Source organism: Streptomyces sp. NPDC051322, assembly GCF_040689485.1.
In the GTDB taxonomy this organism is placed as follows: domain Bacteria; phylum Actinomycetota; class Actinomycetes; order Streptomycetales; family Streptomycetaceae; genus Streptomyces.
Genome location: NZ_JBFBAK010000005.1, coordinates 323326 through 340414 on the forward strand (window position 1 = coordinate 323326; position 17089 = coordinate 340414).

Here is a 17089-nt window from a genome sequence, read left to right on the forward strand (position 1 = left end):
CCGGCCGGACCCGCGCGTCGCGTCAGGCGCGCTTGAAGCTGAGGGACTCGCCGATCACACCGGACAGCCACAGGTCCTGCGCCGCCTCGGCCATCCGGTCCAGGCCCTCGGTGATGGTGGCGAAGATGTTGGCCGGTACGAATCCGGTGTCCGGGTTCAGCAGCAGGTTGTTGCGCTCGTAGAACACCGCCAGGTCCACGATGGCCTCCTCCTGCTGCGGCCGTCCGCCCTGTGTGTAGCCGTGCGAGCTGGTGTTGAGCTGCCAGTTGGCGAAGGAGAAGTACGCGACGTCACCGGGGATCGGGGTGATGGTGGGGTTCTCGGTGCCCGGCTCGGCCTCGGCGAAGGCCGGCACGAGGGTGTAGATCTCGTTGCGGGCGTACTTGCCGTGGAAGACGTCCTTGCCCAGCGGCAGGGCGTTCCAGACCGCCTCGCAGGTGCGCGGGGCCCGGTCGTCGAGCAGCTTGGCGACACAGCTGACGCCGCGCTTCTCGAGCGAGATCTCGATGTAACGGTCCATGGCGGTTCTCCAAACGTGTGCGGCGGTCGTCGGTTTCAGCGGCTGGGGATCGGGAGATCAGGACAGCGGCATCGCCAGGTAGCGGGTCTCCAGGAACTCGTCGATGCCGACGCGCCCGCCCTCCCGGCCGAGCCCGGACTGCTTCACTCCGCCGAACGGCGCCGCGGGGTTGGACACCACGCCCTTGTTGAGCCCGACCATCCCGGTGTCCAGTCGCTCCGAGAGCCGGAAGGCGCGCCGCAGGTTCTCGGTGAACAGGTACGAAACGAGCCCGTACTCGGTGGCGTTGGCGGCGGCGACCGCTTCGTCCTCGTCGGAGAACTCGATGATCGGCGCCACCGGCCCGAAGATCTCCTCGTGCATCATGCGGGCGTCCGCCGGGACGTCGACGAGAACGGTCGGGGCGTAGAAGTACCCGTCACCGGGCACCGGTTCCCCGCCGACCAGCGCCTTGGCGCCGCCGGCGACGGCCTCGCCGACGAGTTCGCGGACCTTGGTGCGGCCGGCCTCGTCGATGAGCGGACCGACGTCCACGCCGGTCTCGGTGCCCCGGCCGACCACCAGCGACCCCATCCGCTCGGCCAGCCTGCGGGCGAACTCGCCGGCCACGCTCTCGTGCACGTACAGCCGGTTGGCCGCCGTGCAGGCCTCGCCCATGTTGCGCATTTTGGCCAGCATGGCGCCCTCGACCGCCAGGTCCAGGTCGGCGTCCTCGCACACGATGAACGGTGCGTTGCCGCCCAGCTCCAGGGACACCTTGAGCACCTGCTGGGCGCTCTGCTCGATCAGCAGCTTGCCGACCTGCGTGGAACCGGTGAAGGAGAGCTTGCGGATACGGCCGTCGCGCAGCAGCGGCTCGACCACCTCTCCCGGCCGGCTGCTGGTGATCACGTTCAGCACGCCGTCGGGCAGACCGGCCTCGGTCATGATCTGCGCCAGCATCAGCATCGAGAGCGGGGTCTGCTCGGCGGGCTTGATCACCATCGTGCAGCCGGCCGCCACCGCCGGGCCGATCTTGCGGGTGCCCATCGCCAGCGGGAAGTTCCACGGGGTGACGAGCAGTGCGGGGCCGACCGGCCGGCGCATGACCACCAGCCGGTCCTTGCCGTCGGCGGAGACCGCGTAACCGCCCTCGATCCGCACCGCTTCCTCGGCGAACCAGCGGAAGAACTCCGCGGCGTAGGCCACCTCCCCGCGCGCCTCGGCCAGCGGCTTGCCCATCTCCAGGGTCATCAGCAGGGCGAGGTCGTCGATGCGGGCGTGGATGAGGTCGTACGCCCGGCGCAGGATCTCGCCGCGCTCACGGGGCGGGTGGGCGGCCCAGGCATCCTGTGCGTCGGCGGCGGCCCGCAGCGCGTCCAGTGCGTCGTCGGCGCCGGCGTCGGCCACCGTGCACAGGGGGCGTGCCGCCGCGGGATCCTCCACGTCGAAGACGGCGCCCGAGGCCGCAGGGCGCCATTTCCCGCCGATGAACAGGCCGGTGGGGACGTTCCGCACCACAGTTCGTTCGCGATCCGTATCTGTATTCACGACGGTCCCCAGCTCGTAGACAGCAACACGAATACATGCTTGCATGTGAGTAAGTTGTTGACAATCCTACGATGGAGCTTTTCGGTAAGCCCGATTCGGTAAGCACAAAGAGCCGACCATGAGGAGCCGACCATGACCGAGCTTTCCCCCGTGCTCAAGCAGGCCACCCCGGTCCTCGCCGTACGCGGCGAAGGGGTCTACCTCTACGACGAGGACGGGCGCGCCCATCTCGACTTCACCGCGGGCATCGGCGTCACCAGCACCGGTCACTGCCACCCGCGGGTGGTGGAAGCCGCCCAGCAGCAGGTGGCCACCCTGATCCACGGCCAGTACACGACCGTGATGCACCAGCCGCTGCTCACCCTGACCGAGCGGCTGGCCGAGGTGCTGCCGCAGGGCCTGGACTCGCTGTTCTTCGCCAACTCCGGCAGCGAGGCCGTGGAGGCCGCGATGCGGCTGGCCAAGCAGGCCACCGGGCGGCCGAACATCGTGGTCTTCCAGGGGTCGTTCCACGGCCGCACCATCGGCGCCGCCTCGCTGACCACGTCCGCCGGCAAGTTCCGCTCCGGCTTCGGCCCGCTGATGCCGGGGGTGGCGATCGCGCCCTTCCCCAACCCCTTCTATTACGGCTGGGACCAGCAGACGGCCACCCGGTTCGCCCTGCGCGAGCTCGACCAGCTGCTCGCCGGCGTCACCGCGCCCGCGGACACGGCCGCGTTCATCGTGGAGCCGGTGCTGGGCGAGGGCGGCTACGTGGCGGCCAACGCCGAGTTCCTGAGCGGACTGCGCGAGCGCGCCGACCGCCACGGCATCCTGCTCATCCTGGACGAGGTGCAGACCGGCTTCGGCCGTACCGGCCGTTTCTGGGGCCACGACCACTTCGCGGGCCGACCCGACATCGTGGTCACCGCCAAGGGACTGGCCAGCGGCTTCCCGCTGTCGGCCATCGCCGCACCCAGGGCGATCATGGAGAAGGCGTGGCCGGGCTCGCAGGGCGGCACCTACGGCGGGAACGCCGTGGCGTGCGCCGCCGCGATCGCCACGCTCGACGTCATCCAGGACGAGAAGCTGGTGGAGAACTCGGCCGAGCGCGGCGCCCAGCTGCTGACCGGCCTCCGCGCGGTGGCGGAGCAGTACCCGGCCGACGGCAGAGCCGGCATCGGTGATGTGCGGGGCCTCGGGCTGATGGCCGGCACCGAGTTCGTCACGGCGGACGGCGAGCCGGACGGCGCGACCGCCGCCCTGGTGCAGGCGGCGGCGACCCGGCGCGGTCTGTTGCTGCTCACCTGCGGCACCCGCTGCCAGGTGGTACGGATGATCCCGGCGCTGGTGGTGACCGAGGCGCAGGTGAACGACGGGCTGAGCCGGTGGACCGAAGCGGTGCGCGAGGTTCTGGGCTGACTCGGCCCGGCCGGCCCGCGACCCACCTCACCCGCACCACGTAGTGCGCAGCCGCGCAAGGAAGTGACGCAGCAGCCATGGCTCTCCACCGGTCACCGCGCGCCGGACTGATCCCCGGCCACCCCGACGCGCCCGATCCCCGGGCCCTGCCGGCGCTGGAGCATGCCCTGCGCGCCGCGGTCCCCGCGGGCTCGGTGGACTTCGGGCGGCGGCGCCGCGCCGAATACTCGCAGGACGCGTCCAACTACCGGCAGGTGCCCGCCGCGGTGGTGCTGCCCGCCGACACCGACGAGCTGATCGCCGCGATCACCGCCTGCCGGGAGCTCGGAGTGGCGGTCACCCTGCGCGGCGCCGGCACCAGCATCGCCGGCCAGGCGGTGGGCGACGGCGTGGTCATCGACACCTCCCGCAGCCTCACCGGGATCCTGGCCATCGACCCGGCGGCGCGCACCGCCCGGGTGCAGCCCGGGGTGATCCTGGACGACCTGCAGGCCGCCTGCCGCCCGCAGGGGCTGAGGTTCGGTCCCGACCCCTCCACGCACGCGCGCTGCACCATCGGCGGCATGATCGGCAATAACGCCTGCGGTACCCATTCGGTGGCCTGGGGCCGCACCGCCGACAACATCGTCGAACTCGACGTACTCACCTACGACGGCACCCGCATGCAGGTGCGCCCGCTCGACCCGGAGCAGCTGCAGAAAGTCATCGACGCCGGTGGCCGCAGCGGCGAGATCCATGCCGGGCTGCGCGACCTGCGGGACGCCAACCTGGCCCTGTTCCGTACCGAGTTGGGGCGCTTCCGGCGTCAGGTCTCCGGATACGGTCTGGAACATCTGCTCCCCGAGCGGGGCTTCGACGTGGCCGCGGCGCTCGTCGGCACCGAGGGCACCTGTGTGGTGGTGCTCGCCGCCACCGTCCGCCTGGTATCGCTGCCGGTCCGCCGCACCCTGGTGGCCCTCGGTTTCGACGACCTGCCGGCGGCGGGCGACGCGGCGCCGGCCGTGCTGCGGCACGGGCCGATCGCCTGCGAGGGCCTCGGCGCCGACCAGGTCGCCGCGCTGCGCCGCAATGTCCCCGACGCACAGCCGGAGCGGCTGCTGCCCGACGGCCGCGGCTGGCTGCTGTGCGAATTCGGCTCCGACAGCCCGGCCACCGACGCGGCCGCCGAGCAGGAGCGGGCGCTCGTCCTGCAGCGGGACACCGGGGCGGTCGGCATGCGGCTGGTGCAGGACCCGGCCGAACAGGGCGCGCTGTGGCGGATCCGGGAGGAGAGCTCCGGACTGGCCACCCGGGCCCCCGACGGGTCCGAGGCATGGCCCGGCTGGGAGGACTCGGCGGTCCCGGTCGAAAACCTCGGCGCCTACCTGCGCGACTTCGAGAACCTGATGGCCCGTCACGAACTGCACGGCACGCCGTACGGGCATTTCGGCGAGGGATGCGTGCACATCCGCATCGACTTCGACTACGGCACCGACCAGGGCGTGCAGGTCTTCCGCAGCTTCATGCGCGAAGCGGCCGAACTGGTCGGCCGGCACGGCGGGACCCTGTCCGGTGAGCACGGCGACGGCCAGGCGCGCGCGGAGTTCCTGCCGCTCGTGCACAGCCCGGACGCGATGGCGGCGTTCGCCGCGTTCAAGGAGATCTGGGATCCGGGCAACCGCCTGAACCCGGGGATCCTCATCCACCCCAGGCCCGCCGACGAACGGCTGCGGATCAAGCCGGGCCACCGCCCGGCGCTGCCCATGGTCACCACCCTGGCGCTCGAACAGGACGGCGGAGACCTCAGCCGGGCGCTGCGCCGCTGCGTCGGCATCGCCAAGTGCCGTACCGGCTCCGGCGGGGTGATGTGCCCGAGCTTCCGGGCGACCGGCGACGAGAAGGACTCCACCCGGGGCCGCGCGCGGGTGCTGTACGAGATGGTGCAGGGCGAGGTCATCACCGACGGCTGGCGGTCCGACGAGGTCCGCGAGGTGCTCGACCTCTGCCTGTCCTGCAAGGGCTGCAAGAGCGACTGCCCGACCGGCGTCGACATGGCCACCTACAAGGCCGAGTTCCTGCAGCACCACTACCGGGGGCGACTGCGTCCCGCCTCGCACTACTCACTGGGCTGGCTGCCGCTCTGGTCGGCGCTGGCGGGCCGGGCTCCCCGGCTGGTCAACGCCGTCACCCGCGGCCGCGCCTCCGCCGCCGCGCTCAAGGCGGCCGGCGGCATCGCCCCCGAGCGTCCGATCCCGCAGTTCGCCCCGCAGCGCTTCCGCCGCTGGTTCGAGCAGCACAGTGCCGCCCGGGAAGCAGCGCGACGCACCGCGCGGACACCCCCGGCCACCGGTCGGCGGGTACTGCTGTGGCCGGACACCTTCACCGAGTACTTCGCGCCCGAGGTGGGCCGGGCCGCCGTGGAGGTACTGGAACACGCGGGCTTCGAGGTGCTGCTGCCGAAGGACCGGCTGTGCTGCGGCCTGACCTGGCTGACCACCGGTCAGCTCGCCACCGCCCGCCGGGTCCTGAGCCGGACCCTCGATGCCGTGGATCCGTACCTCGCGCAGGGCATCCCCATGGTCGGCCTGGAGCCCAGCTGCACCTCGCTGTTCCGCTCCGACGCGGAAGAACTGCTCGCCGGCGACCCCCGGGCCACCCGCGCCGCCCGGTCCACCCTGACGTTCGCCGAACTGCTGGACCGGCATGCCCCGGACGTTGACCTCGGCCGACTTGAAGGCAAGGCGATGACCCAGACGCACTGCCACCAGCACGCCACGCTCGGCAGCGCCGCCGACGACCGGGTGATGGCCAGGGCCGGGATCGACAACGACCGGCTGGACTCCGGCTGCTGCGGCCTGGCGGGCAACTTCGGCTTCGAGCGCGGGCACTACGACGTCTCGGTCCAGGTCGGTGAGAACGTACTGCTCCCGGCGCTGCGCGAGGCGTCCGAGGAAACCGTCGTGCTGGCCGACGGTTTCAGCTGCCGCACCCAGATCTCCCAGCTGTCGCCCCGGCGGCCGGTCCATCTGGCGGAAGTGCTGCGCGACAGCATCCGCTCCGGCGGCGCGTAGCGGCCGGCCCGTCCGGTGCCGGGACCCGGCATGGGTCCTCAGCGACCGCGCAGGGCGAGCCACAGCTCCGTACGCACGTCCATGTCGTCCAGGTCGGCGTCGAGCAGCGTCGTGCAGCGGGCGATCCGCTGGCGGACGGTGTTGCGGTGCACGCCCAGCGCCACCGCCGTCCGGTCCCAGCTGCCGTGCAGCGCCAGCCAGCTGCGCAGGGTCTCGCGCAGGGGCTCGCCGATCGGCGCGAGCAGGGCCCGGGCGTGGGCGGCGGCTTCGTCCGGATCGAGGAGCGCCGCGATCCCGGTGCCGCCGTGCCGGACCAGCGGGGTGCGGCTCGCCTGCGCCCGGCGCAGGGCGCGGCCGGCCTGGGCGTCGGCGGCCGCCAGGTCGCCGGGCGCGGCGGGGGCGCTCACGCCGAGGGTCCAGCCGGGGTGCGGGCGCACCGAGCGGTCGGCGGGGAGCACCACCCGTACGGTGTCCGCCCGGGCGTCCACCAGCGGGCTGTCCAGTGGGGGCGGGGTTCCTTCGCCGTGGGCGTGCACCACGGTCCACGGGCCGTCGCCGAGCAGGGGGGCGACATCGGCCGGTTCGGCGCCGAGCAGCAACCGGACCAGCGCCGCCGACCGCGCGGACTCGTCGGCGCCCTGCCGTGGCGCGGTCAGCAGCGAGAGCAGCACCACGGCGACCCCGGCGATGGTGTGGTCGCCGGGTTCGCGGTGCGCGGTGGCGACACCGAGCACCAGCCCCTCGCTCCCGGCGATGGCGTACGCGGCCAGGTGGACGGAGCCCGCGGTGTCGGTGGCCGATGCCGGGGCGGACCGGCCGGTCGCGGGCCGTACGACGGGGGCCAGCGCCGCCAGCGCGTCCCGGGCCTCCGCGCCGGGCTCGCGGCCGGCCGCCCACCGGGCCACGCCGTCCGGCCCGAACAGCACCGCCCGGCCGTCCAGCCGGGTGGCCAGCCGGTGCAGCACCGAGGGCACCGGGTCGGGACGGGCCGCGGCGGCGGCCAGCGCCTGCTGGGCCCCCGACACCCTGCGCAGCTCATGGTGGCGTGCCTCGGCCATCAGCCCCCACACCGCGCGCGCCACCGCGGTGAACGGAGTCCCCGGCGGGACCTCCACCAGCGGCAGACCATGCCGGTCGCAGGCCTCGGCCAGCGCAGCGGGCACCGTGTCGTACACCGGTGTGACCCCGAAGCCGAGCGCCGCACCGCCGGCCGCCACGATCCGCGCCACATAACGGTCCGGGTCGCTGAGCTGCACGCCCGCGGTCAGCAGCAGTTCGCCGCCGAGCAGATACGGATACGGGTCGGCCATCTCGCTGGTGTGCACCCAGTGCACCGCGGACTCGTCGGCGGCCGGGCCCGCGAGATGGCGCAGCCCCAGATCCCGGCGGCCCAGCAGCGCGGCCAGCGGTACGGGAGAGGTCGGGGGAGCGGCAGGGTCCGGCATGGATGTTCCATCCATCGATCTGGGGTCTGATGGATGGAACGTACACTTCAACCCCTCTTTCCGGCCACCTAATGTCAACCGACGAAGCAGGTGAAGCAGACGGTCCGGTGGTGGAGGAGAGGGAGGGCTCATGGCAGTCGACTACGCGGTGATCGTCGTCTATCTGGCGGGCATGCTCGCCATGGGCTGGTGGGGCATGCGCCGCGCCAAGTCGAAGGCCGATTTCCTGGTGGCGGGCCGCAGGCTCGGACCCGCGATGTACTCGGGCACCATGGCCGCGATCGTCCTCGGCGGTGCCTCCACCATCGGCGGCGTCGGCCTCGGCTACCAGTACGGGCTCTCCGGCGCCTGGATGGTCCTCACCATCGGCCTCGGGCTGCTGGCGCTCAGTGTCTTCTTCTCCGCGCGGATCGCCCGGCTCAAGGTCTACACCGTCTCCGAGATGCTCGACCTGCGGTACGGCGGGCGGGCCGGTGTCATCTCCGGCGTGGTGATGTGGGCGTACACCCTGATGCTCGCGGTGACGTCGACCATCGCCTACGCGACCATCTTCGACGTCCTCTTCGACATGAACCGGACCGTGGCGATCATCCTCGGCGGTGCGATCGTCGTGGCGTACTCGACGCTCGGCGGCATGTGGTCGATCACCCTCACGGACATGGTGCAGTTCGTCGTCAAGACGGTCGGCTTGCTTCTGCTGCTGCTGCCGATCGCGGTGGTCAAGGCCGGCGGATTCGCCGAGATGAAGGCCAAGCTGCCCACCAGCTACTTCGACCCGCTGGGCATCGGCGGCGAGACCATCTTCACGTACGTCCTCATCTACACCTTCGGGATGCTGATCGGCCAGGACATCTGGCAGCGGGTGTTCACCGCGCGCAGCGACAAGGTGGCCAGGATCGGCGGCACGGTGGCCGGTACCTACTGCCTGCTGTACGCCGTCGCCGGCGCCGTCATCGGTACGGCGGCCAAGGTGATGTACCCGAAGCTGCCGAGCGCCGACGCCGCGTTCGCCACCATCGTCAAGGATGAACTGCCCATCGGGGTAAGGGGCCTGGTGCTCGCCGCCGCGCTGGCCGCGGTGATGTCGACGTCGTCGGGAGCGCTGATCGCCTGTGCCACCGTCGCCAACAACGACATCTGGTCGCGGTTGCGCGGGCTGACCGGCAGCAGGGCTCCCGACCGCGACGAGGTGCGCGGCAACCGTGCCTTCATCCTGGCCATGGGCGTACTCGTGATCTGTATCTCGATCGCGTTGAACAACGTCGTCGAGGCGCTCACCGTCGCCTACAACCTGCTGGTCGGCGGCCTGCTGGTGCCGATCCTGGGCGGTCTGCTGTGGAAGCGCGGCACCGTGCACGGTGCGCTGGCGGCGGTGGGTGTCGGCGGGCTCGTCGTACTGGGCCTGATGGTGACGTACGGCGCCCTCGCCAACGAGCCGATCTACTACGGTCTGGCCGCCTCGCTGCTCTCGTACGTCGTCGTCTCGGTGGGAACCAAGCCGACCGATCCGGCCGTACTGGCCGCCTGGCGCGAACGCCTGGCCGGTAGCCCCGCAAACGACGGCAGCCCCGGCGGCGACGGGGCGGAGGCGGAACCCGGGCCGCGGACCATTTCCACGCACAGCTAGAGTGACAAAACGCCAAAAGCATGAAAAGAAGGGCATCTCCCATGACCAGCACCGAACAGCCGCGCGGCCCCGTCGACTCGTCCCGCATCCCGCGGTACGCAGGTCCGGCCACGTTCGCCCGGCTGCCCAGGCTCGACGAGGTCGGCGGCCGTGCCGACGTCGCCGTCGTCGGTGTGCCCTTCGACAGCGGCGTCTCCTACCGGCCCGGCGCCCGCTTCGGCGGCAACGCGATCCGGGAGGCCTCCAGGCTGCTGCGCCCGTACAACCCGGCGCAGGATGCGTCGCCGTTCGCGCTGGCCCAGGTCGCCGACGCGGGAGACATCGCGGCCAACCCGTTCCACATCGAGGAGGCCGTGGAGACCATCGAGGCCGCGGCCGACGACCTGCTCGGGACCGGCGCCCGGATGATGACGCTGGGCGGCGACCACACCATCGCGCTGCCGCTGCTGCGCTCGGTGGCGAAGAAGCACGGTCCGGTCGCGCTGCTGCATTTCGACGCCCACCTGGACACCTGGGACACCTACTTCGGCGCCGCCTACACCCACGGCACCCCGTTCCGCCGGGCCGTCGAGGAGGGCATCCTCGACACCGCCGCGCTCTCCCACGTGGGCACCCGCGGACCGCTCTACGGCAAGCAGGACCTGGACGACGACGCCAAGATGGGCTTCGGCATCGTGACGTCCGCCGATGTGATGCGGCGCGGTGTGGACGAGGTGACCGACCAGCTGCGCCAGCGCATCGGCGACCGCCCGCTCTACATCTCCATCGACATCGACGTGCTCGACCCGGCCCACGCCCCGGGCACCGGCACCCCGGAAGCGGGCGGACTGACCTCCCGCGAACTCCTGGAGATCGTCCGGGGCCTGGCCTCCTGCCACCTGGTCTCCGCCGACCTGGTGGAGGTCGCACCCGCATACGACCACGCCGAGATCACCTCGGTCGCCGCCTCCCACACGGCGTACGAACTCACCACGATCATGTCGCGGCAAATCGCTGCCGGCAGGCAGGGTCATGGGCACAGTGCGGCCGGCAGGCAGGGCGATGGGCGCAGCGCCGAGGACCGGGCGAAGTGAGTCACGACCACGACGAGCGGCCGCAGCTCACCCCCGAGCAGACCACGGCCGCCCTGCGCCCTCCGGCCGGCCGCAACGGCGGCGACCTCGTCGTCGAAACCCTCCAGGGCCTCGGCGCGACCACCGTGTTCGGCCTCCCGGGGCAGCACGCGCTCGGCATGTTCGACGCGCTGCGCCGCTCCGCGCTCGCGTACATCGGCCTGCGGGTGGAGAACAACGCGGGCTTCGCCGCCGACGCCTACGGCCGGATCACCGGCGAGGTGGCCCCGCTGCTGCTCTCCACCGGGCCCGGCGCGCTGACCTCGCTCGCCGCGCTCCAGGAGGCGGCAGCGGCCAGCGCCCCGGTGCTCGCCGTCTCCAGCCAGGTCCCGGCGGCGGGTCTCGGCGGCGGCCGCCACGGCTACCTGCACGAACTCCGCGACCAGCAGGCGTCGTTCCGCGACATCGTGAAGTCGGTGCACCCGGTGCGCACCGCCTCGCAGATCCCCTCCGCGATCGCCGCCGCCTGGGAGTCCGCGCTGACCGCCCCGCACGGCCCCGTCTGGGTGGAGATCCCGCAGGACGTGCTCCTCACCGAGACGCAGCTCCCCGTCGTCACCGCCCTGGACGCGACCCCGCGCGACCTGGAACCCCGCCCCGAGCTGACCGCGGTGGCCGCGCACCACCTCTCGCACGCCGAGCGCCCGGTGATCATCGCCGGCGGCGGTGTCGTGCGGGCCGACGCGGCAGGAAAACTGCTCGCCCTCGCCGAGAAGCTCGACGCCCCGGTCGTCTGCACCTTCGGCGGCAAGGGCGCCTTCCCGTGGGAGCACCCGCTCTCACTCCAGTCGTGGATGGAGGACCGGCACACCACGGACTTCCTCGAATCGGCGGACGTCCTGCTGGTCGTGGGCTCCGGACTCGGCGAACTCTCCTCCAACTACCACACGTTCGAGCCGCGCGGCCGGGTCGTCCAGATCGACGCGGACCTCGGCAAACTCGAGTCCAACCACCCGGCGCTGGGCATCCACGCCGACGCCCGGGCCGCCCTCGCCGCCCTCCTCGACACGGTCACCGAGCGGACCGACCCGGCCGCCGCGGAGTCCGTGCGCACGGTCCTCGCCCGCGTACGGGAACGGATCGCCGGACAGGGCCTGGACCTGGAGCAGCAGCTGCTGGCGTCGGTCCATGAGGCACTGCCCGCCACCTCGCCCAGCTTCTGGGACATGACGATCCTCGCCTACTGGGCGTGGTCCGCCTGGCCGGGCCCCCTGCACTCCGCCCAGGGAGCGGGCGGTCTCGGCTACGGCTTCCCGGCCGCGCTGGGCGCCGCCGTGGCCGACCGTACGAAACCGGTGCTCGCCGTGTCGGGGGACGGCGGCGCGATGTACTCGATCGCCGAACTCGCCACCGCCCGACAGCACGACCTGCCGGTCACCTGGCTCATCGTGGACGACGGCGGCTACGGCATTCTGCGCGCATACATGACCGACACCTTCGGCGAGGCCACCGGCACCGAACTCGCCCGCCCGGACTTCGTCGCCCTGGCCGAGTCCTTCGGCGTTCCCGCGGTCCGCACCACCCCGGAATCCCTCACCACCGACCTGGCCACCTGCCTCGCGGCGCCCGGCCCTTCGGTGGTCGTACTGCCCGCGGTCCTGCGGATGTTCGCCCCGACGCACGTCTGAGAAGCGGGTCCTCCGAGCGGTGGCGTCAGGCGGCCGTGGTGCGTGCCCGGAACGCGACGCCGGACGTGTCGTCGACCAGCTCCAGTGCGGAGACCTGCGGCTGCGTCATGTCGGCACGCCGGGCGAGCTCGCTCTGCGAGAGCGAACGTATAGCCGGGCTATGTATAGGCGAGCGGGTTCGCTTGCGAGGTCATCCGTACGAGTGGCGGGTCGGCTGTCCCCTGACTGTGTGCCGGCGACCACAACAGCATGGCGACCACAACAGCGTGGCGACCACAACAGCGTGCTGCCCGGTACCGAAGTCCTAGGACCTCCGACCGGTCTTCGGCCCGCGCCGGTCCTGAGTCGCTGTGGCGGGATGAAATCTCCTGGTGGCCGCGTTGGAGACTTCCGGTGGTATCGGACAACGGGAGGCACCAGGTGGCGGACGCCGCACAGCAGGACACCGCGGCACCGGCGGAGCAGGGGTGGGGCCGGAGACTCGCCGGGTACGCCTGGCGGTACCGGCGCAATGTGCTGCTCGCGCTCGGGTCGTCGCTGGGCGGGATGGCCGTCATGGCACTCGTCCCGCTGGTCACCAAGGTGATCATCGACGACGTCATCGGGGACCACACCCGGTCGCTGGCGCTCTGGACCGGCGCACTGATCGCCGCCGCGCTCGTCGTCTACGGCCTGACCTTCGTCCGCCGCTACTACGGCGGGCGGCTCGCCCTCGACGTCCAGCACGATCTCCGAACCGAGATGTACGGCTCGATCATGAAGCTGGACGGCCGACGCCAGGACGAGCTCTCCACCGGGCAGGTCATCGGCCGCGCCACCAGCGACCTCCAGCTGATCCAGGGCCTGCTCTTCATGCTGCCCATGACCATCGGCAATGTGCTGCTCTTCGCGATCTCGCTCGCCATCATGGCTTGGCTGTCCCCGCTGCTGACCCTGATCGCGGTGGCCGTCGCCCCGGCGCTCTGGTTCATCGCCAAACGCAGCCGGGTCCGGCTCTTCCCCGCCACCTGGTACGCGCAGGCGCAGGCCGGAGCGGTCGCCGGGGTCGTCGACGGCGCGGTCACCGGCGTCCGGGTGGTGAAGGGCTTCGGCCAGGAGGACCAGGAGACCGGCAAGCTGCGCGAGGCGAGCCGCAGGCTCTTCGCCGGGCGGCTGCGCACCATCAAGCTGAACGCCCGCTACACCCCCGCACTCCAGGCGGTGCCCTCCCTCGGCCAGGTCGCGATGCTCGCGCTCGGCGGCTGGCTCGCCACCCGCGGCCAGATCACCCTCGGTACGTTCGTCGCGTTCTCCACGTATCTCGCGCAGCTCGTCGGCCCGGTCCGGATGCTGGCCGTGGTGCTCACCGTCGGCCAGCAGGCCCGGGCCGGCGTCGAGCGGGTACTGGAGCTGATCGACACCGAGCCGTCCATCGCCGACGGTACGAAGGAACTGCCCGCGGACGCCGAGGCCACCGTCGAGTTCGACGACGTCACCTTCGGCTACCAGGAGGCGCGCCCGGTCCTCGACGGTTTCTCGCTGTCCATCGCGCCGGGCGAGACGGTCGCCGTCGTCGGCTCGTCGGGCAGCGGCAAGTCCACCGTCTCGCTGCTGCTGCCGCGTTTCTACGACGTCTCCCGCGGCGCCGTCCTGATCGGCGGCCACGACGTGCGCGAGCTGACGCTGAAATCGCTGCGGGCCGCCATCGGGCTGGTACCCGAGGACAGCTTCCTCTTCTCCGACACCGTCCGCGCCAACATCGCCTACGGCTTCCCCGACGCCACCGAGGAGCAGATCCTTACCGCCGCCCGCGCCGCGCAGGCGGACAGGTTCATCGCCGAGCTGCCGGCCGGCTACGACACCGCGGTCGGCGAGCACGGCCTCACCCTCTCCGGCGGCCAGCGCCAGCGCATCGCGCTCGCCCGCGCCATCCTCACCGACCCCAGGCTGCTGCTGCTCGACGACGCCACCTCCGCCGTGGACGCCCGGGTCGAGCACGAGATCCACGAGGCGCTGCGCGGGGTCATGGCCGGGCGCACCACGCTGCTCATCGCGCACCGCCGCTCCACCCTCAACCTCGCCGACCGCATCGCGGTCCTCGACGGAGGCCGCCTCGCGGACATCGGTACCCATGACGAACTGCAGCAGCGGTGCGCGCTCTACCGGCAGTTGCTGACCGACCCGGACGAGCTGGGCGGGGTGTCACCGGGACATGCCGCGCCGGCGGGGGCCGAGGCGGTGGAGGACACCTCCGTAAGGTACGAGCTGGAAGCCGAGTTCGACGCGGAGCGCGGCATCACCCCACCGCTCTGGGTCCGTCAGGAAGAGGCGGCGGAGACAGCCCCCGGCGGCCTGCCGCCCGTCGAACGGTCCGCGCCTGCCGCGCAGGGGGGACCGCCGTCGCCGGAACTCCTCGCCCAGGTCGAGGCCCTGCCGCCGGCCACCGACACCCCGGACGTCGACGAAGCACACGCTGTCACCGCCGAGACCTCCTACGGGCTGCGCCGGCTGCTGCGCGGCTTCGGCCCGGTCCTGGCCGTCAGCCTGCTGCTGGTCGCCATCGACGCCGGTATGGGGTTGCTGCTCCCGGTACTGATCCGGCACGGCATCGACCAGGGCGTCAACCGGCTGGCCATCGGCGCGGTGTGGACCGCGGCCGGACTCGGGCTGGCGGCGGTGCTGGTGCAGTGGCTGGCGCAGACCGGTGAGACCCGGCTGACCGGACGGACCGGCGAGCGGGTTCTCTACACCCTGCGCCTCAAGATCTTCTCCCAGCTGCAGCGGCTCGGGCTCGACTACTACGAGCGTGAGCTGACCGGCCGGATCATGACCCGGATGACGACGGACGTGGACGCGCTGTCCACCTTCCTGCAGACCGGACTGGTCACCGCGTTCGTCTCGGTCGTCACCTTCTTCGGCATCCTGGTCGTGCTGCTGGTGATCGACGTGCAGCTGGCCCTGGTCGTCTTCGCCACGCTGCCCTTCCTGATCTTCGGTACGTACTTCTTCCGCAAGAAGAGCGTCAAGGCCTACGAGCTGGCCCGTGAACGGGTCTCGGTCGTCAACGCCGACCTCCAGGAGTCGGTGTCCGGGCTGCGGATCGTGCAGGCCTTCCTGCGCGAGCGCACCGGCGCGCAGCGCTTCGCCGACCGCAGCGACCACTACCGCCGGGCCCGGGTGCGGGGTCAGTGGCTGATCTCGGTCTACTTCCCGTTCGTGCAGCTGTTGTCCTCGGTGGCCGCCGCTGCCGTACTGATCGTGGGCGCGGGCCGGATCGAGGCGGGCACCCTCACGACCGGTGCGCTGGTCGCCTATCTGCTCTACATCGACCTGTTCTTCGCCCCCGTGCAGCAGCTGTCGCAGGTCTTCGACGGTTACCAGCAGGCCACCGTCTCGCTGCGGCGCATCCAGGAACTCCTCCAGGAGCCCACCTCGACGGTGGCGGCGGCCGATCCGCTGCCGGTGACAGCACTCCGTGGCGACATCGCCTTCGAGAACGTGTCGTTCGCCTACGGATCCGCCGAGAAGGACGGAGCAGGGGCCGCCGAGGCGGCGCTCGCCGGCATCGACCTGAAGATCCCGGCGGGTCAGACGGTCGCCTTCGTCGGGGAGACCGGGGCCGGCAAGTCCACCCTGGTCAAGCTGGTGGCGCGGTTCTACGACCCGACGTCGGGCCGGGTCACCGTGGACGGCACGGATCTGCGCGCCATGGACATGACCGCCTACCGCCACCGGCTGGGTGTCGTCCCGCAGGAGGCGTACCTCTTCGCCGGACCGGTCCGCGACGCGATCGCCTACGGGCGCCCGGAGGCCACGGACGCCGAGGTCGAGGCGGCGGCGCGGGCGGCCGGCGCACACGACATGATCGCCACGCTGGACGGCGGCTATCTCCACGAGGTCGCCGAACGCGGCCGCAACCTCTCGGCCGGCCAGCGCCAGCTGATCGCGCTCGCCCGCGCGGAGCTGGTCGACCCCGACGTGCTCCTTCTCGATGAGGCCACGGCCGCCCTCGACCTGGCCTCGGAGGCCCTGGTCACCCAGGCCACCGACCGCATCACCGGCCGCCGGACCACGCTGGTGGTGGCCCACCGCCTGACGACCGCCGCGCGGGCGGACCGGGTGGTGGTGATGGATCACGGGCGGGTGGTCGAGGACGGTACGCATGAGGAGCTGCTGGCCCTGGAGGGGCGGTACGCGGAGTTGTGGCGCACGTTTGTGGGCGAGCCGGTGGTCGTGGCGTAGCTTGCATTTGCCCCCAACGCACCGGCCCCGGTGCAACCCGCTGAGTGCCCCGTGCGTCCGTACGTGCATACGTTCATACGGTGGAGGGAAGCAAAAGTGTTCGACGGACGGCTGTGGCCCGGACGAGCCGACCGACCGCGGCGCGGCCCGGTGCTGCTGACGGCTGCGGCCGCACTGGCGCTGATGCTCGCCGGGCCGGGCATCACGCGCGCCGACGCCGCATCAGGTTGCCCCGGACACCGGGTCGAGAGCGTGCGGTTCGCCGCCGGAACGCTTCAGGTGTACCGGAGCGGCCAGTACGCCTGCGCCGTCACCCTCGCCAAGTCCCCGGGCCGCAGGCGACAGATGTCCGTCTCGCTCCAGGCGCGCGGCGCCCGGGCGGTCGTCGACAGCGGTCGTTTCACCCGTCTGGCGGGCCCGGTGAAGGTCCGTTCGGCGAACCGCTGTGTGCGGGCGGTGGCCGCCGTATCGGGCAAGAAGGCCGCCACCGGCTGGATCCTCTGCTGAGCCCCTGAGCTGCCCCGCTCGGCTGGTTCATGGTCAACTGGGTTTGGC

The 17089-nt window shown here is 71.9% G+C and carries 10 protein-coding genes; 7 read left to right on the plus strand and 3 right to left on the minus strand.

What is annotated here, in order from left to right:
• Positions 1–22: 22 nt before the first annotated feature.
• Together AB0436_RS14875 and AB0436_RS14880 are read right to left on the minus strand one after the other, a co-directional pair.
• On the minus strand, positions 23–520 hold the full coding sequence (locus AB0436_RS14875) for a DUF3830 family protein (RefSeq protein ID WP_365850450.1): 498 nt from the start codon (positions 518–520) through the stop codon (positions 23–25).
• A 57-nt stretch (positions 521–577) separates the two neighbouring features.
• Complete coding sequence (locus AB0436_RS14880) at positions 578–2017, minus strand: NAD-dependent succinate-semialdehyde dehydrogenase (RefSeq protein WP_366468323.1); 1440 nt, start codon at positions 2015–2017, stop codon at positions 578–580.
• 165 nt (positions 2018–2182) lie between these two features.
• Here AB0436_RS14880 and AB0436_RS14885 point away from each other — a divergent pair, with 165 nt between their 5' ends.
• Both AB0436_RS14885 and AB0436_RS14890 read left to right on the plus strand, forming a co-directional pair.
• Positions 2183–3451, plus strand: a complete 1269-nt coding sequence (locus tag AB0436_RS14885) for an aminotransferase class III-fold pyridoxal phosphate-dependent enzyme (protein ID WP_366468231.1) — start codon at positions 2183–2185, stop codon at positions 3449–3451.
• 77 nt (positions 3452–3528) lie between these two features.
• On the plus strand, positions 3529–6501 hold the full coding sequence (locus AB0436_RS14890; RefSeq protein ID WP_366468232.1) for an FAD-linked oxidase C-terminal domain-containing protein: 2973 nt from the start codon (positions 3529–3531) through the stop codon (positions 6499–6501).
• A gap of 38 nt (positions 6502–6539) precedes the next feature.
• Here the strand turns inward: AB0436_RS14890 and AB0436_RS14895 are convergent, their stop codons facing one another.
• A complete protein-coding gene (locus tag AB0436_RS14895; RefSeq protein WP_366468233.1) occupies positions 6540–7946 on the minus strand; it encodes a PucR family transcriptional regulator in 1407 nt (468 codons plus the stop codon).
• Between the two features lie 130 nt (positions 7947–8076).
• Between AB0436_RS14895 and AB0436_RS14900 the strand changes: the two genes are divergently transcribed.
• The 5 genes from AB0436_RS14900 to AB0436_RS14920 all read left to right on the plus strand — a co-directional run bounded on the left by AB0436_RS14900 (position 8077) and on the right by AB0436_RS14920 (position 17041).
• On the plus strand, positions 8077–9573 hold the full coding sequence (locus AB0436_RS14900) for a sodium:solute symporter (RefSeq protein WP_366468234.1): 1497 nt from the start codon (positions 8077–8079) through the stop codon (positions 9571–9573).
• 41 nt (positions 9574–9614) lie between these two features.
• Complete coding sequence (gene speB / locus AB0436_RS14905) at positions 9615–10646, plus strand: agmatinase (protein WP_366468235.1); 1032 nt, start codon at positions 9615–9617, stop codon at positions 10644–10646.
• On the plus strand, positions 10643–12313 hold the full coding sequence (locus tag AB0436_RS14910) for a thiamine pyrophosphate-binding protein (RefSeq protein ID WP_366468236.1): 1671 nt from the start codon (positions 10643–10645) through the stop codon (positions 12311–12313). Before speB ends, AB0436_RS14910 begins: the two co-directional genes overlap by 4 nt.
• 420 nt (positions 12314–12733) lie before the next feature.
• Complete coding sequence (locus tag AB0436_RS14915; protein WP_366468237.1) at positions 12734–16534, plus strand: ABC transporter ATP-binding protein; 3801 nt, start codon at positions 12734–12736, stop codon at positions 16532–16534.
• A gap of 183 nt (positions 16535–16717) precedes the next feature.
• Positions 16718–17041, plus strand: coding sequence for a hypothetical protein (locus AB0436_RS14920; RefSeq protein WP_366468324.1), 324 nt, complete (start codon positions 16718–16720; stop codon positions 17039–17041).
• Positions 17042–17089: the final 48 nt, after the last annotated feature.